The organism is Sphingopyxis sp. (assembly GCF_035686825.1).
Taxonomy (GTDB): Bacteria; Pseudomonadota; Alphaproteobacteria; order Sphingomonadales; family Sphingomonadaceae; genus Sphingopyxis.
This window is the reverse complement of the sequence record NZ_DASRYZ010000007.1, coordinates 103,907-121,506: the sequence shown is the minus strand read 5'-3', so window position 1 is coordinate 121,506 and position 17,600 is coordinate 103,907. Positions and strand designations below refer to the sequence as shown.

Genomic DNA, 17,600 nt, shown 5'->3' with positions numbered 1-17,600 from the left:
CGCCGCCTCGGCTGATCATCGCCCCGCCCCCTTGTAGAAGCGCGCTTTTGCAGGAAGCTGCGCGGCGGGACACCAGGTCCAGTCTTCGCTATAGGTTTCGACTGCGAAAGACCGGGGCCCGGTAACGCGGTAGTTGGTCGCCCCGGCGGTCGGCCGCCCGTCCTCGTCCGGACAGCTTTCGGTTTGCCGGAAATTCTGGCCATCGACCATCTTGAGGCTGGTGAACTTGCAGCTGTTGTAAGGCGATACGAGGCGATCCTCGGCAAGATAAAGGGTTCCGTCGGCGAACGGCTTGGCACAGGTGCCGATGCGCATATCGACATAATAGCCGACAGGCAGCGGCACGGCCCGCGATTGCCCGGGCTTCGCCGCAGACGAGGCAGCCGCTGCCTGCGGGCATTGCCGTTCGAGCGAACGGATCGCCGCGGTCGAGCCGGCGAGCGACAGATAGGTGATCTCCCGCCATTCGTCGCCGCCGTCGGTGCTGGCATAGACGGCGAGGTCGGTGTCGGCGCCGGTCAGCAGCGCCTTCGTCGCCGGGTCGAGCGTGCCGCTGAAATCGGGCTTACCCGGCTCGAGCATCAGTTGCTGCGTCGTTTCGGTAAACTCCGCGTGGCTCCTGAAACCGATCAGGAGCGGTCGCCCCGCGGGCGGCAGACGCAGCGCCTTCGTCGGCACGACGCTCATATAGAGTCCCCCGCCCGGCTGGCAGCGCAGACCCAGCGCCATGAATTCGGGATGCCCCGTCACCGCCGCGACCGCCCCCGCGCCGGTGCCGCCGAACTGCCAGCGCGCGTCATGGCCCGGCGGCGGCGGCGACGCAGGCTCGCCGCTGTCGGGGCCAAGATCGGCGGCCGTCCCACGCCGCCGCGCCGCGAGCACCCATTTGCGACCGTCCCAGCGCAGCACTTCGAGGCACATGTCGGCGCCGACGCTGCCACACGCGGTGCCATGCACCGACAGGCCGAGTCCGGTGCGACCGCCGTCGAGCTTCACCGCCTCCCAGCCCCGGACGTTGTTGCTGAAAATTTCGGTGAGACCGCCGCCGCGCGCCGATCCCAGGATCGCGATCATGCAGCCCGCCGTCCCGCACCACGCCGAATAGCCCTGATTGGTGCAATGCGCCGCGCTGTACTCGACCACCCAGTCGGGCTTGCCGTCACCGGTCACTTCGGTCTCGACCGCGAAATTCGCGCGGTCGGGGACGAATTTGCCGCCGCCCGCGCGGCATTCGGCCTTGAGCTCGTCATAGAGTGCCTGCACCTCGCGCGGCCAGGCTTTGGGCTGCGGCTGCGACTGGACCAGCGCGGCGACCGGCAGCAGCGCCGATGCGAGCGTGAAAAGCGAACGGATCATGAATAATCCTCCGGCGAATATTCCCACGGCTTCCAGCTTTGCGCGGGCGAGCACCAAGTGTAGCCGCCGCTCCACCAATTGCCCTCTACCACGATGATGAATTTGGGGTCATTCATGTCGATGACCTGCCGCTCATGCTCACCGCCGGTCCGGTAGCGCCCGTCACCGAGCGCCTTGAACGGCGTGACACTGTAATAATCCTGCGGGCCGGTCATGATCTTGCCGTCGAAGATGAAGTCGGGATCGCCCTGCCCGCGCGCCAGCGCATCGCAGGCGGCATGGTTGCGCGCCCAGAGGCCGGTCGCCATCGGCAGACCGCTTTTACTCACCTGCGCTTTCGGAGCGAGTTCGCAGATTCGCCCTTCGAGCGAGCGCCCGCCATAGGCATATTTGCGGCCGTCCCAGCGCAGGAAGGGAAAACAGTCGGATCCCGGCCCCCCGATCTCGATGTCGGGCCATGCAATGCCCTTGCGCCGATGGAAGGCGGGGATTCCCATGCTGTCGGCCATCAGCTTCCAGCCCGTTCCCGATTTGGCGAGCAGCTTGAACGAGAGGCCGGTGTTGCCGAAGCAATAGCTGCTGCCGCCGCTGATCACCGCCTCGGCGGCCCCATCGCCGTTGATATCTCGCATCTCCGCGCTTTCGAGGCCGTACCAACTGTCCTTGGGCACCGGCTCGATGTCGGCTTCGCAGCTTGCCATCCAAGCTCCGCCGCGCTGCTGATAGCCCGCGGCGCGAAGCGCGCCTTCGCGGTCCTGTTCGATCGATCCGCCCTTGGGGAGCGAGGCGGCCGGGACGACAGCACCGGCCTTTTGCGGCGCGGTCGTGCCGGCCGCCCCACCCGAAGGCGTTTCACCGCTGCCGCAGGCCGCAAGGAGCAGCACGGGGAGCAGAGCATGATGTTTACAGTTGCGACGCATTCCCATTCCCCCGATCACGCGGCTTCGCTGTCGTTAGCGCTGCGAATCCGGCCGTGCCCGGCCTTCGCTTCGACGACGAGCTCGTCGACGCGCTGGCGCACCGCCGCCTTAAGCCGCTGATATTCGCCATTTTTCTTGCTGTAGGCGTAGAGTGCCCAGCCAAAGGCGCCCAAGGCGAAAAACCACCACAATACCGCCGCGCCCAGCATCGCGCCAATGATCGGGGCAAAGAATATCATCTTGCGTGACGGGCGTTTGTCGAGCGGCCATTCGAGCCGGTGGTCCGGGGTATAGGTCGATCCCGTATTATGGTTGTGATAGCCGACATTATAGCCCCAGCCGGGGCGCGAGCCGATGCGGATAACGGTGACTCGCTGCCCCTCGCGTGCGGCAAAGCCGCCGCCCTTGATCGTCACTTCTTCCTCGTCGTCCTCGCCATATTCCATGAAGAAGCGCATCACTTCGGTGGTCGTCGACGACACGCTCACCGTCGGCGCCGAGATGTGGCCCGACCCGTTATGGATATAGCCGCCCCCGCCGCTGCTCGACGAACTCACATGGGTTTCGGACCAGTTTCCGACGCCGCGGACGGTGCCGGTGCGGAAAAAGCCGTGGATGTCCTCGACGCGCCGGACCGGCTGCTCGTTATTGCTGCTCATCTTCGCCTCCCCGATCATTCGAGATACGGTGCTCGCACATCCTTGAATTCGCGTCCTGATCCTGTTCTAAAGCTTTTCTAAAGAATGATCGGGGGGCTGTGATTTCTATGTCGGGAACCCATTCGTCGCGGCGCCGGCGGCGCCTGTGGCATTTCGCGAACGCCGATTTCGACGAAGCGAGCTGGGCGCTGCGCGTCGACGGGCGCGCCGTCGCGCTTGAGGGCAAGCCGCTCGAGGTGTTGCACGAACTGCTGCTGCGCGCGGGCGAGGTCGTCACGAAGGACGAGATACTCGATGCCGTATGGCCGGGCGTCACCGTGGTCGAAGGCTCGCTCGCCACCGCGATATCGAAATTGCGCAAGGCGCTGGGCGGCGAAGCCGATGCGATCATCGCCACCGTGCCGCGGGTCGGATACCGGCTGGTCGCGCCGGTCGCGGTCGAGAGCATCGACACCCCGCTCGCGCCGCGCTTCGCCTTTGCGCCGGGCGACAGCGTGCCCGGCCGCAAGCTGTGGCAGCTCGACCGTCCACTCGGCGATACGGGCAGCGAGGATGTCTGGTGCGCGCGGCAGGCGAAGACCGGCGAGGCGCGCGTCTTCAAATTCGCCGACGCGCCCGACCGGTTGCGCAGCCTGAAGCGCGAGGCGGCGCTGTCGCGCCTGCTGTTCGCCGGGCTGGGCAAGGCGGCGCCGATCCCCGCGCTCCACGAATGGAATTTCGACACCGCACCCTTCTTCCTCGAATATGCCTGGGGCGGCGAGGATCTGCTGGCGTGGGCCGAGGCCGCGGGCGGCCTATCCGCCATTCCGCTGGAGCAACGCCTGTCGGTCGCCGCGATGATCGCGCGCGCGCTCGCGGCGGTGCATGGCATGGGCGTCCTGCACAAGGATCTGAAACCCGCGAACATCCTGATCGACCGGGTCGACGACGAGCCGGTGGTGCGGCTGGTCGACTTCGGTAGCGGGCGGCTGCTCGACGACGCGGTCCTCGCAAATTACCACATCACCGACCCGGGATCGCTCGACGCCGACCTCGGCAGGGACGAGCCGCGATCGGGAACGCTGGCATATCGCGCGCCCGAACTCGCGGGCGAAGCGGTGCCAACGGTAAAGAGCGACATCTATGCGCTCGGCCTCATTCTCTATCAGCTCGTCATCGGCGATTTCTCGGCGGCGCTGGCGCCGGGCTGGGAAGCGCGCGTCGCCGATCCGTTGCTGCGGGACGACGTCGCGCGCGCCGCGGCGGGTGCGCCCGCCGACCGGCTCGCGAGCGCCGAAGAGTTGGCCGACCGGCTCGATCGCCTGCCGCAGCGCCGCGCCGAAGCCGAAGCCGAAGCCGAACGCGCGGCGCGGCTCGCCGAGCAACAAAGGCTCGAAGAGCGGCGCGCCGCGCGGCGTCCATGGGTTCGCGCCGCCTTCGCCAGCCTGAGTATCGGGCTGCTGACCGCGTCGGCGCTCGCCGTCTATGCCTGGCATCAGCGCAACCAGGCGGTGGCGGCGCGCGAACTCGCCGAAACCAGCTACGCCTTCATCGCCGAGGATGTGCTCGGCAGCCCCGATCCCGCAAAATCGAGCGCCGACGAGACGGTGATCGATGCGATCAAGCGCGCGAGCCAGCAGATCGACCAGCGTTTCGCCGGAGCGCCGCATGTCGCCGCGCGGCTCCATCTCGCGGTCGCCCGCGCCTTTCACCAGCGATCCGATTCCGACACCGCGCGCGCCGAATATGCGCGCGCCGACGCCTTGTTCGACAAGGCGGGCGAGGCGGCGAGCGACGATGCCGTGGTCGGCCGGCTCGGGCGCATCCACATGGAATCGACGTCGGGCCAGCCCGAACGGCTCGAGGTGGCGGGCAAGCTGCTCGCGACCGAGCGTGAGCGGCTGGGGGCACGCGGCGACAGCGGGCGCGTCGGCTTCGCCCTCGCCTCGGCCGAAGGCGCCTATGGCTATATGGCCGACATCGAAGCCGCCGAGCGCGCGTTCCAGCGCGCGGTGCGGATCGGCAAAGCGGCGGGCGGCGAGGTTCCGGCGGGGCAATTGCTCAAGGCGCGCTCGTCGCTCGTGCTGACCTTGATGCGGCTCGGCCGCGCCGACGAGGCCGAACCGGTCGCGCGCGCGATCGTGCGCGATTCGACGCGCATCCGGGGCGCCGACCATCCCGATACGCTCGTCACGCGGCAGCATTGGCTGAACAGCCTGTCGATGACGGGACGGCATGACGAGGCGCTGAAAGCCAGCGTGCCGCTCCTCGCCGCGATGCAGAAAAGGTTCGGCCCCGATCACCGCTTCACGCTGGGTCTGCATTCGACGCGGTTCGAGAGTTTCGCCGCGCTCGGACAATATGATGCCGCGGCGCGCGAAGCCGAACGCGTCTGGCGGGGGGCGGCGGCGCTGGCCGGGCCGCAATCGCACCAGGCGCTCGTCGGCCAGACCGACTATGCGTCGGCGCTGTGCCAGACGTCCCGCCGCCAGCAGGCGATGGCAATCGCCAACGACGCCTTGTCGACCACGCGCGCCGCCTTTGGCGCCGACTATCCGCTCACGCATGTCGTGCGCTATTTCACGGCCGAATGCCTGATCGCCAACGACCGTTTCGCCGACGCGCGCGGCTTGTTGACCGGCCTCGACCGGAAAAAAATGGCGCAGCTGCTCGGCAATCCGGACATCGGCGCGGCCGCCGACCTCGCGCTCGCCGAAGCGGCGCTGGGAAGCGGCGACCAAACCGAAGCGCGGCGGCTCCTCGCGAAGGCGACGCCAGCGCTTGCCGAAGCGAAAGATGCGTCGGCGAAGGCGCGCGCCAGCAAGCTCGAGGCACGGCTGGCGCGGGGAGGCGGTTGATCGACTGCAAAGCCCGCGCGGCGGTCGGTCGCCCTGGGTCCTACGTTAGCGATCGGACAGCCTGGCAGGGGACTCGAACCCGCGACCCTCGGCACCCGAGATCCAAGCCCTCAGTCTCAGCGGCAGACTTACGAAATAGGAGAGAGGTCGTACGAAATAGGGTGCAATGTAGGATTTCATTTGTTCTTCTTTTGTTCAGATCGGGGAAATGGTCCCGCGATCTTACAAAGGAGAAAATATATGAGTTGCGAGGAACTCCGGAATGAGCTTGCTTCTTCCGCGGGCGGCGACATGGTGGGCCTTGCTCAAGGCGGCAATGTTCAGGACGCGATCAAATATGTCACGCCCGAAATGTTCGGCGCTACGGCCGATGGCGTGGCAGACGACACATCGTCCGTTCAAGCGGCAATCGACCACCTGGAATCGACCGGTGGCGGCAAGCTGCTGTGCAGTGGCGCCTATCTTGTCGGGGGCCTCACGATCGACGCGCAGCATATTGTCATTGAGGGTCAGTCCCGCGGTACCAGATTCATCGTAAAGAACGGTGAGACAGGCTTTACGGTCAGTAAGGATTGGGTGCACTTCCGCCATCTCGAATTGCGCAGCGAGGGAACGGAAGGCGATGGCCTCGGAACGAATGGCCTCCTCTACACCAAGGGCAGCGGCTCGATCGGCCACGTCTATAACTATGATCTCAATATCGAGAATTTCAGCGGCGTCGGAGTGGAGTTCCGCAACGCTCTCGACCTAACGATGATTTCCTGTTTCCATCGTCATTGCAAGACGGGTCTCAAGTTCGGACGAAACGGCACGGGCGGCGCCGACTTCTCTACCACCGTTCAGCTCTTCAACTGCTACGTCATCGGCTGCGATGATTACGGGATCGACGCAACCTACGTCTATCGCTCGACCTTCACTGTCATCGCCGAATATTGCGGCGTCGGCATCCGCAACAATATCGGCGACCTTACCCTTGAACGCTGTTATTTCGAAAACAATGTCACGGCCGGCGCGCAACTCACCGACACGGGCGGTCAGGACGTCAATAATTATAGCCATCCGAGCGCGGGTGTGAACCTGGTCATGCGGACGCGCAACGTCATTGGCAATGCCGACTGGTATACCTCCGGGCAGTCGCACGGCGACCGGTGGTCGAAGCGATATGGCTTCCAGTCGGCATGGGGTCGCGACACCGAATATCTCGCCGGAGTCGGGACCACCGACAATATCGGTCTGAAATATGGCGCCGCTATTGTCCCGATGATCTATGGTGACGATCTTCTGGACCCACAAGCTTGGGTCTCGGACGGAACCTCCGAGTTTGTCGGCTGGGATCCCGTAGAAGGGGGTTTCAAAATTGCGACGTCCCTGACCGGCATTCGAGGCATGAAACAGAGCGTCAATCTCGACAGTACGAAGACATATGTCCTTTGGCTGCACAGCAAAAATGTTGCGGGTAGTCCCGTCGCAACGGCTCAAGTCGATGGGGTCGTGCGCGCTCCGGGCGTACCATTTACGGTCAGTTCGACCGGGAGCAAAGCCGTTCGCTGTTACGCCAACCAAACTGTCGCATCCGAGAATTACGTCCAAGTTTTCCGGCTCATGGAAGTGTCGGAGGATCAGTCTCAGTTTGCCAAGACGACGGACAGGCTGCTGCGTGCGCCCACGCAGCGAGCGGAGCGCTATGCGTCCGCCGCGCCCTCCTCGAGATATCATGCTGTGGGCGAGATGGTCTGGAACAGCGTCCCCACGCCGGGCGGCACCATGGGGTGGGTATGTGTTACGGCGGGGTCCCCCGGAATTTGGAAAGCTTGGGGCTCCATCGCGACATGATCGCCCACCGGACGAGACGGTAGAAATAGACTGCAACGCCCTCGGCCTCTGAACCGGGGGCGTTGCTGTATCCGTACCGCCCTCAATTGCTTCGCCGCTATCAACTCACTCGCCAGCGTCGGCAATCGAACAGCCCGCGCCTATGCCATGCGTAGCAGCGCGCCGGATAGCAACCCGACGTCCCGCCCATTTCGACGCGAAATGGCGACCCAAACCGAAACAGGACCTTGAAACCGATAGGCTGATCCAGAGAAGGAGCGCTTTGCCAACCTCTCGTCAATCCGGCCAAACCATCAAAATAATGGCAGGGGCAGCAGGACTCGAACCCGCGACCCTCGGTTTTGGAGACCGATGCTCTACCAACTGAGCTATACCCCTAGGCCGGAGTGCGCCACTAGCCGGATTGAAGGGACGGGGCAAGGGGGATGACGGCTTGCGCGCGCGTGCCGTGCTGATATGCGCATTTTCCAATGAGCGACGCGTCGTCCCCCGCCCCGCCCCCCACACTCCCCATCCACGGGCCGCCGCAGCATTATCTCGGCGGCATCGGGTTGCGACTGTTCGCGATGGTCAGCCTCTCGCTGATGTTCGTGCTCGTCAAAGAGATCGACGCGGCGGGCATCCATGTCGTCGAAAGCCTGTTCTGGCGGCAGGCGCTCGTCCTGCCCTTCCTGCTCGCCTGGGTGATGGCGACAAGCGGTTTTTCGTCGCTGAAGACGCGGCGGATCGGTGCGCACGCGCGGCGGATGCTGATGGGGCTGACCGGCATGGCGTGCAATTTCGGCGCGATGATCCTGCTGCCGATGGCCGAGGCGACGACGATCAGCCTTTCGGTGCCGATCTTTGCGGTGATCTTCGCCGCCCTCCTGCTCGGCGAGGCGACGGGGTGGCAGCGGTGGAGCGCGGTGATCGTCGGCTTCGTCGGCGTGCTCGTCGTGCTCGATCCGCTGGCGAGCTTCGCGGGCGGTTTCGGCGGCACGCACGGCGCCGGCACGTTGGTCGCGCTGACCGGCGCGATCATGACCGCGCTCATCACCATCGCTGTGCGTGATCTTGGCCGCACCGAAAATGCCGCGACGATCGTCTTCTGGTTCAGCCTGCTCTCGATGATTCCGCTCGGCATCGCCCTGCCCTTCGTCATCACGCCGCACGACGGCCACGAATGGCTGTTGCTGATCGGACTCGGCTTTCTCGGCGCGGTCGTCCAGATGTCGCTGACCGGCGCATTGCGCCTCGCGCCGGTGTCGGTCGTGATCCCGATGGATTATTCGAGCCTGCTCTGGGCGATCGCCGCCGGCTGGTGGTTTTTCGGCACGCTGCCCGCCGACACCACGTGGCTCGGCGCGCCGCTGATCATCATGTCGGGCCTGTTCATCGCCTGGCGCGAGCATCGCCGCCACATCGACCGCCCCAAGGAGGTTGCCGCATGACGTTACCGATCCTCTACCACTGCCCCGACGCCCGCTCGCTGCGCTGCCTGTGGGCGGTCGAGGAGGCCGGGATCGACGTAGACCTCAAGCTGCTCAAATTCCCGCCGCGCGCGTTCGAGCCCGATTATCGCGCGGTGAACCCGCTGATGACCATCCCCGGCTGGGTCGAGGATGGGCGGCTGATGACCGAATCGGCCGCGATCTGCGAACGGATTGCGGAGGGCACGCCACTCGAAGTCCGGCGGAACGAAGGTGATTATTGGGATTATCGCAACTGGCTGCACCGCAGCGACGCGACGCTGACCTTCCCGCTCGCGATCATGATCCGCTATACGCGCGTCGAACCCGCTGAGCGGCGGCTCGCGCAGGCGGTTGATGATTATAAGGCGTTTTTCGGCGGCCGGGCGAAGAGCATCGAGGCGGAACTCGCCGACGGGCGCGAGTGGCTCGTCGCCGGGCGCTTCACCATTGCCGACATCGCGATCGGCTATGCGGCCTTCCTCGCGACGACGCTCGGCGCCGACGATGTGCTGGGGGATGCGACGAGGGCATGGCTCGATCGCTGCATGGCGCGCGACGGGTTCCAGCGCGCGCGTGCGCGGCAGAAGGCGGCCGCGCTCCACCATTAAGGTGAGGCCCTCCTTGCCCCCATGCATGGCAGGCCAACGAGGAAAACGCATCGGCCTTTCGGGGTGCACGCGGCGAACGGAGTTTAAAGCGCTGCTTTGGGGTGGTGAGTGGACGCTGCCCCACCCTTGTGATCCCCGGCGAAAGCCGGGGCCCAGTGCGGAAACACACTAGGTTTGCGATAGAAGTCTGGACCCCGGCCTTCGCCGGGGCGCACATCTCTATCGGCAGCTTCCGGCCGTTAGCTGCCGCCCACACTCCGGTCGCGGACGCTGGAATCATCCGGCCGCGCCCGACGCCACCGCAGCCCTACCATCAGGACGAAGGGCCAGAAGATCGTGTTGAGGACATCGAAGACGCTGTCGGGCATCCGCCATGCGCCGTGCGCGATGCGATCGGCTCCTTCTTTCGCGAGCGCCGCCGCCAGAACGAACAGAAACGGCGTCCATGTCGCGAGCGAACGCTGGGTCGCGATTCGGGCGAGAAACAGGACGACCATGCCGCCATGCACGTGCAGCAGACTATCCGAGGCGCCCGTGCTCATGCCGAGGGCAGCACTCAGCGGACGGTAAAAGTCGAGAAGCCATTCCATGATCGCGCGCTAAGCATCGGGAAAATGAACCTGCCCTTACCGGCCGCAGCCATCATTTGGTGTTGTGGCCGCCGGCAAACAAGCGAGCGACAGCCCGGCCGTTCAATTCACCATCCGCTCATACCCCTCCCAATAGGGCGCGCGCAGGTCTTTGCGCAGGATCTTGCCGCTGGCGTTCCTGGGCAGCGCGTCGATCACGTCGATGCTGCGCGGGCATTTGAACGGCGCGATTCGCTCGCGCGCCCAGGCGATGATGTCTGCTTCCTCCACCGCGCTCCCCGGCTTGGCGACCACGACCGCCTTCACCGTTTCCCCCCACTTCGCATCGGGGATGCCGATCACCGCGACCTCCTGCACCGCGGGGTGGCCGAAGATCGCGCTTTCGACCTCGGCCGGATAGACATTCTCGCCGCCGGTGATGATCATGTCCTTCATCCGGTCGTGGATGAAGAGATAGCCGTCGGCGTCGAGGTAGCCCGCGTCGCCGGTGCGGATCCAGCCGTCGTCGGTCATCGTCATCGCCGTCGCATCGGGCAGGTTCCAGTAGCCGAGCATATTGTTCGACGAGCGGGTGACGACCTCGCCCACATCGCCCGTGGGGACGGCTTGCCCGTCGGGGCCGAGAATGACGATTTCGACCCCGGGAAGCGCCTTGCCCGCCGAACGCATGCGCGCATTGCCCGCGGGATCATGGTCCTCGGGCGGCAGCATCGAGATGGTGCCCGTCGTCTCGGTCATCCCGTAAGCCTGAATGAACTGCGCGCCGAAGACCTGGATGCACTGGCGCAGCAATTCGAGCGGGATCGGCGCGGCGCCGTAGAGGATATATTTGAGGCGGCTGTAATCGACGCTGGCGCAGCGCGGGTGCATCAACAGCATCTGGAGCGCCGCGGGCACCATGAAGAAGCGCGTGACGCCATGCTGTTCGACCGCGTCGAACACGCCGTCGGGGTTGAATTCGGCGAGGATGACGCCGGGCAGCCCCGCCGCGAGCGCCATGATGCCGAGCCCGGTGCCGCCGATATGCGCGCACGGCATCGCGACGAGCACCGCCTCGTCATCGTCCCATTTGGTGTAGGGCATATCGAGCGTGCTCGAATGCTTGCGCAGCGCGAAGAGATTGCGGTTCGACAGCACCGCGCCCTTGGGATTGCCGGTGGTGCCCGAGGTATAGAGTTGGAGCACCGCATCGTTGGCGCCCGACGGCGCGAAGGGCGTGCGCGCCGCGCCCTCGATCATCCCCCATGCGTCGGTGGCGCTCATGATCGCCGGGTCGTTCGCGAGCTTGCCCGCGAGTTGATCGGCCAATCCCTCGAACCCCGGCCCCCCGAAGACGATCTTCGCCTGCGTGTCATTGACGATGAACGCCCATTCGGCCGGCGACAGGCGCCAGCCCACCGGCGCCATCACGATGCCCGCGCGCGCCGCGCCATAAAAAAGGGTGAAATAGAGATCGCTGTTCTTGCCGATCCAGGCGATGCGGTCGCCCTTCTTCAGACCCGCCGCGATCAGCGCCGCGGCGGCGCGTGCGGTGAGGTCATCGAGTTGGGCGTAGCTGTAGACGCGATCCTCTTCGCGCATCGCCACCCGCTCGGGACGCTCGGCGGCCCAATGCGCCAGGAATTCGTCGAACGTAAACAGCTCCGAAACGTCGCGGCCCATCGCCTCTCTCTCCTCGAATCGCGTCGTTTGCGCGCAATTGATGAGAAAGCTAACGGTTCTACCGGCGAGGTAAAGCGTCGATCGGCCGACCCTGTCAGGTCCGTCAGGTGCGACGGAAGAGCAGCATCAGGTTGTTCGCGGGCATCGCCCGGCGCTCGGCGAAGGCGAGTCCGGCGTCACGAGCGACCGACTTGACCCTATCGGTGTCGCGCAGCCCCCACGCCGGATCGCGCGCGCGCAGATTGGCGTCGAAGTCGAGATTGCTCGCAGCGGTCGGCACATCGGGTTCGGTATAGGGCCCATAGAGGATCAGCGGTGCGCCGGATGCGAGCAATCGCGCGGCCCCGGCGAACAGGCCGAGCGTCGCTTCCCACGGGCTGATATGGATCATGTTGATGCAGAGGACCGCATCGGCCCGGTCGACGGGCCAATCGGATGCCGACGCGTCGAGCGCGATCGGCGGCGCGACGTTGGCGAGCCAGGCGTCGGCGCGCCAAGCCACGATCGAAGCGAGGCCGGCGGGATCGGGGTCGCTCGGTTGCCAGTCGAGATGCGGAAAGGCCGCGGCGAAATGGATCACATGCTCGCCCGACCCGCTCGCGACCTCGATCACCGTTCCCGCCGCCGGCAGCCAGTCGGCGAGCACGGCGGCGATGGCGTCGCGGTTACGAAGCGTCGCGGGCGCATGGCGCTTGTCCGCCTCGCCGCCGTCGGCCGGCATCCAGGGTTGCGGCGTCACTTTTTCGTCTGCGTCGTCTGCGCCCGCGCGCGGCGCTCGCGTATGATCAGCCAGGCGAAGAGGCCGACAGGACCGGCCATCAATGTCAGGAACAGGAAGGGGAATTGCACGGCGCGGCTGAAGCCCTTCTGGTCGGCGTCGCGCGCGATCCACATGCCGGTGAACAGATCGAACGCCAGATAATGGATCCACCCCATCGTCGCCCCGCCCGGGCTGTCGAACAATTTCATCACGCCTTTCAGCGTCGTGAAATCGGCCCCGCTCGCGCCGCCCGGGTCGATGCCGCCGGTGAGGAAACCGACGATCAGCACGGTGTAGGCGAGGCAGAGCAGGAACACGCCGACATAGAGGATCGCCGCGAGGATCTTGGGCCCGCGCGGCAGGAAGGCGAGCGCGATCCAGCCGGCAAAGGCCCAATAATTGGCTAGCAGAAAAATCGTGTCCCAGCTCATATGCGCCCCTCCCCCGTCAGATCAGCCCGCCGAGCCCGAAAAGGACGACCCCTGCGAGCAAGGCAATGGCGCCGGTGATCGTGATCAGCAAGGCCATTCGCGCCGCCGACGCGCGGCGCGACGCCGCGAAGGCCACGGTGAGCCCCAAACCGACCGCGAACAACGGTGCATAGACGAACGCCCAGTCATAGCTGAATTCGCGGCGGACCCGCACCAGCTCCCACTGTTCGACGACGAGACCGTAAGCGGTGATCGCGATGAGCCAGCCGAGAAGCGCGACGACCCCGAACAGCGCGCCGGCCGCGATGCACCCGGCGCCCGTGCGCGGTTCGGGGCGTTCGGGGCCGGGCGCCGTTCCGGCCATCAATCCTCCCAGGCGAGGACGGGCTTGCGCGCCGCGAGCGTTTCGTCGAGCCGCGCGCGCGGAGCGAAATGCGGCGCCGATTTGAGCGCCGGGTCGCCATTCTTCGCACGCATCGCGATGCTGCGCAGCGCGCCGATGAACTGGTCGAGCACCGCTTTCGATTCGGTCTCGGTCGGCTCGACGAGCATCGCGCCATGGACAACGAGCGGGAAATAGACCGTCATCGGGTGATAGCCCTCGTCGATCAGCCCCTTGGCGATGTCGAGCGTCGAGAAGCCTTCGGCGAGGCCCTTGTCGCTGAACAACGCCTCGTGCATGCACGGGCCCGACGCCGCGAAGGGCGCGTCGAGCACGTCCTCGAGGCTGCGCAGAACATAATTGGCGTTGAGCACCGCATCTTCGGCGACCTGCTTGAGCCCGTCGGCGCCGTGGCTGAGGATATAGGTCAGCGCGCGGGTGAACATGCCCATCTGGCCATGGAAGGCGGTCATGCGGCCGAAGGTCTGCGGATGATCCTCGCCCGCATTTTCCTCCTCGATCAAGCGGAAGCCATCGCCCTGCTTGGTGACGAAAGGCAGCGGTGCGAACGGAGCCAAAGCTTCGGACAGCACGACGGGGCCCGAGCCGGGTCCCCCGCCGCCATGCGGGGTCGAGAAGGTCTTGTGCAGGTTGATGTGCATCGCATCGACGCCGAGGTCGCCGGGACGCACGCGGCCGACGATCGCGTTGAAGTTCGCGCCGTCGCAATAGACGTAGCCGCCCGCCCCATGGACCGCGTCCGAAATCGCCTTCATGTCGCGCTCGAACAGGCCGCAAGTGTTGGGGTTGGTGATCATCACCCCCGCAACGTCAGGGCCGAGGCGTGCCTTGAGCGCCTCGAGGTCGACGCGGCCCTCGGGGGTCGCGGGAATATCCTCGACGGTGAAGCCCGCGAAGGCCGCGGTCGCCGGATTCGTGCCATGCGCGCTTTCGGGGACGAGGATGACGCGGCGATCCTCGCCGCGCGCTTCGAGCGCCGCCTTGATGCAGAGGATGCCGCAAAGCTCGCCATGCGCGCCCGCCTTGGGCGACATCGCGACGCTGTGCATGCCCGTGAGCGTGATCAGCCATTCGGCGAGTTCGTGGATCACCGCATAGGCGCCCTGCACCGTTTCCTGCGGCTGGAGCGGGTGGACGTCGGCGAAGCCCGGCATCCGCGCGACCTTCTCGTTAAGGCGCGGGTTGTGCTTCATCGTGCAACTGCCGAGCGGGAAGAGCCCGAGGTCGATCGCATAATTCTGACGGCTGAGGCGCGTGTAATGGCGCACCGTTTCGGACTCGCTGAGCCCCGGCAGGCCGATCGGCGCGGTGCGCGCGAGCGTGCCCAGATCGGCGGCGGGCGCGTCCTCGTCGAAATCGACGCCGGTGGTGTCGTTGCCGCCGATCTCGAAGATCAACGGTTCTTCGAGCATCAGCGCGCGGTTGCCGGTGAAGGTGACATTGTCGTCGGCGCCGCCGGCGGCGTTCATTTCGGGGCGCCAGCCGGCGCGGTTGAGCGCGGTCATGCCAGCACCTCCTTCAGGGCCGCGGCGAAGGCGGCGATATCCGCCTCGGTCACGGTTTCGGTCACGGCGACGACGAGGCCGTTTTCGAGGCCGTCGTTGTCGGGATAGAGGCGACCGAGCGAAACGCCGCCGAGGATGTCCATTTCGGCGAGTTTGTGGATCACCGGCCGCGCCGCGGTTGGCAGCAGCAAAGTAAATTCGTTGAAGAAGCTGGTGTTCAGCACCGACACGCCCGGCACCTTCGCCAGTTCGGCGGCCGCCGCCTTTGCCCGGCCATGGTTGATCGCGGCAAGCTGGCGGAGGCCGGCTTCGCCGAGCAGAGTCATATGAATGCTGAAGGCCAGCGCGCAAAGGCCTGAGTTGGTGCAGATATTGCTCGTCGCTTTCTCGCGGCGGATATGCTGTTCGCGCGTCGAGAGCGTGAGCACGAAGCCGCGCTTGCCGTTCGCGTCGACGGTTTCGCCGCAAAGCCGGCCGGGCATCTGGCGGACATATTTGGTCTTGCACGCGAAGAGGCCGACATAGGGCCCGCCGAATTGCAGGCCGACGCCGAGTGACTGCCCTTCGCCCACGACGATGTCGGCGCCCATTTCGCCGGGCGACTTGATGAGGCCGAGCGCCACGGGTTCGGTGACGACCGCGATCAGCAGTGCGCCCGCGGCCTGACAGGCTTCGGCGAGCTTCGCCATATCGTCGATGCGGCCGAGGATGTCGGGATATTGGACGACGACGCAGCTTATATCCTTGTCGATGCTGCCCGCGAGCGCCGTCCAGTCGGTGCCCGCTTCGAGGGTGGGGTCGCCGTCGACCAGCACATCGCCGGTATATTTCGCCATCGTGCGCGCGACGCTGCGGTAATGCGGGTGGAGGCCGGTCGAGAGCAAAGCCTTGGCGCGCTTGGTGATGCGGCGCGCCATGACGATCGCTTCCCAGCAGGCGGTCGAACCGTCGTACATCGACGCGTTGGCGACGTCGGTGCCGAGCAGCCGCGCGACCTGGCTCTGGAACTCGAACAGCATCTGCAGCGTGCCCTGCGCGATTTCGGGCTGGTAGGGCGTATAGGCGGTCAGGAACTCGCCGCGCTGGATCAGATGATCGACGCTGGCGGGCACATGGTGGCGATAGGCGCCGGCGCCGAGGAAGAAGGGACCTTCGCCCGCGGCGCGGCTGCGGCGTGCGAGCGCACCCATGTGGCGCTCGACCGCCAGCTCGCTCGCATGGTTCGGCAAGCCCGCGATCGGGCCATCGAGCCGCGCCTCGGCGGGCACGTCGGCGAACAGGTCGTCGATCGACGACGCACCGATAGCGCCGAGCATCGCCGCGCGGTCATCGGGAGTGAGAGGGAGATAACGCATGAAATACTCCGGTCAGCTATCGGAAGAAGAAGCAAAAAGCGGGGCGAGATCGGCGAGCGATCCGCGAAAGGTGGCGGGGCCGCTGTGCGTCGTGCGGACCCAGGGCGCGAGCCAGATGCGAAAGCCCGCTTCGCGCGCACGGCGGCAGAAAGCATAGTCTTCGGACAGCATCAGGCCGCTGGTCCGGTCGATCTCGGGCAGGAAGAGCGCGTGGACGCTTTCGCCCACACCCGTTCCCCGCCGGTCGCGCGCATCGGTGCGAAAGGCGAGTTCGGGGTGCCGCGCGCCGAGCGTTTCGACGACGTCGCGGCGGATCAGCATCAGCCCAGTGCCGAGCTGCGACAGCTCGACGAGGTCGGTCAGCGCGAAGCGTTGATCGGCGTGCAGGAAGCTCAATGCGAAATCGCCCGCATAGCGGGCGAGGTCGGCCGCATTGTCCTTTGCCAGTCCGCGCTCGGCGGCGCGCGCGACCTGCGGCCAGTTGACCGTGCGGCGCGGCACCGCCGCCCCCAGGATCGCGCAGTCCGGTCGGCCCGCCATCGCCTCGATCATCGCGAAAATGTCGGCGGCGGCGAAGTCGATGTCGGCATCGACGAAGAGCAGATGGCTGCAATCGCTTTGCACGAACAGGTCGGCGAGCAGGCTGCGCGCGCGGTGGATCTGCGCTTCGTGGAGGATGAACTCGAACCGCACCGGCACGCTCTCGGCCTGCGCCGCCAACGCGAGACCCAGCGCCGCGCGGACATAGGGGCCCTGCGCGCCGTCATAGATCGGCGTCGCCACCATCAGGCGGCAATTGGCTGGCGCGGCGTCGGTCATCGCATCCCTCCCCCTCCCGCCCGCGGGAGGGGCGATCGGTTACAGGGCGTCGCAGAAGGCCTTGTAGCCCTTTGCGTCCATCAGGCCGTCGAGCTGGCCCTTGTCGGACAGCGTCATGCGAAAGAACCAGCCTTCGCCTTCGGGGTCCGAATTGACGAGCGCGGGGTCTTCCTCGAGCTGTCCATTGCCTTCGGTCACGGTGCCGTCGACGGGGGCATAGACGTCGCTGGCGGCCTTCACCGATTCGACCACCGCGGCATCGCCGCCCGCGGTCAGTTCGGCGCCAGTGTCGGGAACCTCGACGAAGACGATGTCGCCGAGCTGGCCCTGCGCGAAGTCGGTGATGCCGACCGTCGCAACATCGCCATCGACGTCGATCCATTCATGTTCTTCGGTATAATAACGCGGCAT

Annotated in this window: 16 protein-coding genes and 1 tRNA gene; 4 read left to right on the top strand and 13 right to left on the bottom strand. The window is 66.0% G+C overall.

The features are described 5' to 3' along the window. Positions 1 to 15: 15 nt before the first annotated feature. The 3 genes from VFG17_RS18495 to VFG17_RS18485 are packed head-to-tail and all read right to left on the bottom strand — an operon-like array spanning position 16 to position 2,935. On the bottom strand, positions 16 to 1,356 hold the full coding sequence (locus VFG17_RS18495; RefSeq protein ID WP_325030847.1) for a hypothetical protein: 1,341 nt from the start codon (positions 1,354 to 1,356) through the stop codon (positions 16 to 18). Continuing rightward, the gene (locus tag VFG17_RS18490) at positions 1,353 to 2,276 is read right to left on the bottom strand and encodes a hypothetical protein (protein WP_325030846.1); all 924 of its coding nucleotides are present in this window, start codon (positions 2,274 to 2,276) and stop codon (positions 1,353 to 1,355) included. The genes VFG17_RS18495 and VFG17_RS18490 overlap by 4 nt, the downstream gene beginning before the upstream one ends. Positions 2,277 to 2,290: 14 nt before the next feature. Then, on the bottom strand, positions 2,291 to 2,935 hold the full coding sequence (locus VFG17_RS18485) for a hypothetical protein (protein WP_325030845.1): 645 nt from the start codon (positions 2,933 to 2,935) through the stop codon (positions 2,291 to 2,293). Positions 2,936 to 3,042: 107 nt separating this feature from the next. Here VFG17_RS18485 and VFG17_RS18480 point away from each other — a divergent pair, with 107 nt between their 5' ends. Together VFG17_RS18480 and VFG17_RS18475 are read left to right on the top strand one after the other, a co-directional pair. Further along, the gene (locus VFG17_RS18480; RefSeq protein ID WP_325030844.1) at positions 3,043 to 5,772 is read left to right on the top strand and encodes a protein kinase domain-containing protein; all 2,730 of its coding nucleotides are present in this window, start codon (positions 3,043 to 3,045) and stop codon (positions 5,770 to 5,772) included. A gap of 240 nt (positions 5,773 to 6,012) precedes the next feature. Continuing rightward, positions 6,013 to 7,605 carry a hypothetical protein gene (locus VFG17_RS18475; RefSeq protein WP_325030843.1) on the top strand — a complete coding sequence of 531 codons (1,593 nt, stop codon included), beginning with the start codon at positions 6,013 to 6,015 and terminating at the stop codon, positions 7,603 to 7,605. 302 nt (positions 7,606 to 7,907) lie between these two features. Here the strand turns inward: VFG17_RS18475 and VFG17_RS18470 are convergent. After that, a tRNA-Trp gene (locus VFG17_RS18470) sits at positions 7,908 to 7,983 on the bottom strand. A gap of 92 nt (positions 7,984 to 8,075) precedes the next feature. Here VFG17_RS18470 and VFG17_RS18465 point away from each other — a divergent pair. Next, a complete protein-coding gene (locus VFG17_RS18465) occupies positions 8,076 to 9,035 on the top strand; it encodes a DMT family transporter (protein ID WP_325030842.1) in 960 nt (319 codons plus the stop codon). Further along, on the top strand, positions 9,032 to 9,664 hold the full coding sequence (locus VFG17_RS18460; RefSeq protein ID WP_325030841.1) for a glutathione S-transferase: 633 nt from the start codon (positions 9,032 to 9,034) through the stop codon (positions 9,662 to 9,664). The genes VFG17_RS18465 and VFG17_RS18460 overlap by 4 nt, the downstream gene beginning before the upstream one ends. A 239-nt stretch (positions 9,665 to 9,903) precedes the next feature. Here the strand turns inward: VFG17_RS18460 and VFG17_RS18455 are convergent, their stop codons facing one another. The 9 genes from VFG17_RS18455 to gcvH form a co-directional block, all read right to left on the bottom strand. Next, positions 9,904 to 10,254, bottom strand: a complete 351-nt coding sequence (locus tag VFG17_RS18455; protein WP_325030840.1) for a hypothetical protein — start codon at positions 10,252 to 10,254, stop codon at positions 9,904 to 9,906. A gap of 102 nt (positions 10,255 to 10,356) precedes the next feature. Beyond that, a complete protein-coding gene (locus VFG17_RS18450; protein ID WP_325030839.1) occupies positions 10,357 to 11,916 on the bottom strand; it encodes a fatty acid--CoA ligase in 1,560 nt (519 codons plus the stop codon). Positions 11,917 to 12,019: 103 nt separating this feature from the next. Further along, entirely contained in the window at positions 12,020 to 12,637 is a 618-nt protein-coding gene (locus VFG17_RS18445) for a DUF938 domain-containing protein (RefSeq protein WP_414712980.1), read from the bottom strand. A gap of 14 nt (positions 12,638 to 12,651) precedes the next feature. Next, the gene (locus tag VFG17_RS18440; RefSeq protein WP_325030837.1) at positions 12,652 to 13,107 is read right to left on the bottom strand and encodes an ABA4-like family protein; all 456 of its coding nucleotides are present in this window, start codon (positions 13,105 to 13,107) and stop codon (positions 12,652 to 12,654) included. A gap of 16 nt (positions 13,108 to 13,123) precedes the next feature. Beyond that, a complete protein-coding gene (locus tag VFG17_RS18435; RefSeq protein ID WP_325030836.1) occupies positions 13,124 to 13,471 on the bottom strand; it encodes a hypothetical protein in 348 nt (115 codons plus the stop codon). After that, a complete protein-coding gene (gene gcvPB, locus VFG17_RS18430) occupies positions 13,471 to 14,979 on the bottom strand; it encodes an aminomethyl-transferring glycine dehydrogenase subunit GcvPB (RefSeq protein ID WP_325031422.1) in 1,509 nt (502 codons plus the stop codon). The genes VFG17_RS18435 and gcvPB overlap by 1 nt, the downstream gene beginning before the upstream one ends. Positions 14,980 to 15,011: 32 nt before the next feature. Then, positions 15,012 to 16,370 carry an aminomethyl-transferring glycine dehydrogenase subunit GcvPA gene (gcvPA, locus tag VFG17_RS18425; protein ID WP_325030835.1) on the bottom strand — a complete coding sequence of 453 codons (1,359 nt, stop codon included), beginning with the start codon at positions 16,368 to 16,370 and terminating at the stop codon, positions 15,012 to 15,014. Positions 16,371 to 16,382: 12 nt separating this feature from the next. Then, positions 16,383 to 17,189 (bottom strand): hypothetical protein, encoded by an 807-nt coding sequence (locus VFG17_RS18420; protein ID WP_325030834.1) that lies wholly within the window; start codon positions 17,187 to 17,189, stop codon positions 16,383 to 16,385. Positions 17,190 to 17,228: 39 nt separating this feature from the next. Further along, positions 17,229 to 17,600 (bottom strand): glycine cleavage system protein GcvH, encoded by a 372-nt coding sequence (gcvH, locus tag VFG17_RS18415; protein WP_325030833.1) that lies wholly within the window; start codon positions 17,598 to 17,600, stop codon positions 17,229 to 17,231.

Bases quoted from the DNA above. Each gene is read 5' to 3' on its own strand.
- gcvPB (WP_325031422.1), bottom strand. From the start codon at position 14,979: ATGAACGCCGCCGGCGGCGCCGACGACAATGTCACCTTCACCGGCAAC.
- VFG17_RS18495 (WP_325030847.1), bottom strand. From the start codon at position 1,356: ATGATCCGTTCGCTTTTCACGCTCGCATCGGCGCTGCTGCCGGTCGCC.
- gcvPA (WP_325030835.1), bottom strand. From the start codon at position 16,370: ATGCGTTATCTCCCTCTCACTCCCGATGACCGCGCGGCGATGCTCGGC.
- VFG17_RS18460 (WP_325030841.1), top strand. From the start codon at position 9,032: ATGACGTTACCGATCCTCTACCACTGCCCCGACGCCCGCTCGCTGCGC.
- VFG17_RS18485 (WP_325030845.1), bottom strand. From the start codon at position 2,935: ATGAGCAGCAATAACGAGCAGCCGGTCCGGCGCGTCGAGGACATCCAC.
- VFG17_RS18490 (WP_325030846.1), bottom strand. From the start codon at position 2,276: ATGCGTCGCAACTGTAAACATCATGCTCTGCTCCCCGTGCTGCTCCTT.
- VFG17_RS18480 (WP_325030844.1), top strand. From the start codon at position 3,043: ATGTCGGGAACCCATTCGTCGCGGCGCCGGCGGCGCCTGTGGCATTTC.
- VFG17_RS18435 (WP_325030836.1), bottom strand. From the start codon at position 13,471: ATGGCCGGAACGGCGCCCGGCCCCGAACGCCCCGAACCGCGCACGGGC.
- VFG17_RS18465 (WP_325030842.1), top strand. From the start codon at position 8,076: ATGAGCGACGCGTCGTCCCCCGCCCCGCCCCCCACACTCCCCATCCAC.
- VFG17_RS18440 (WP_325030837.1), bottom strand. From the start codon at position 13,107: ATGAGCTGGGACACGATTTTTCTGCTAGCCAATTATTGGGCCTTTGCC.
- VFG17_RS18420 (WP_325030834.1), bottom strand. From the start codon at position 17,189: ATGACCGACGCCGCGCCAGCCAATTGCCGCCTGATGGTGGCGACGCCG.
- gcvH (WP_325030833.1), bottom strand. From the start codon at position 17,600: ATGCCGCGTTATTATACCGAAGAACATGAATGGATCGACGTCGATGGC.
- VFG17_RS18445 (WP_414712980.1), bottom strand. From the start codon at position 12,637: ATGCCGGCCGACGGCGGCGAGGCGGACAAGCGCCATGCGCCCGCGACG.
- VFG17_RS18475 (WP_325030843.1), top strand. From the start codon at position 6,013: ATGAGTTGCGAGGAACTCCGGAATGAGCTTGCTTCTTCCGCGGGCGGC.
- VFG17_RS18450 (WP_325030839.1), bottom strand. From the start codon at position 11,916: ATGGGCCGCGACGTTTCGGAGCTGTTTACGTTCGACGAATTCCTGGCG.
- VFG17_RS18455 (WP_325030840.1), bottom strand. From the start codon at position 10,254: ATGGAATGGCTTCTCGACTTTTACCGTCCGCTGAGTGCTGCCCTCGGC.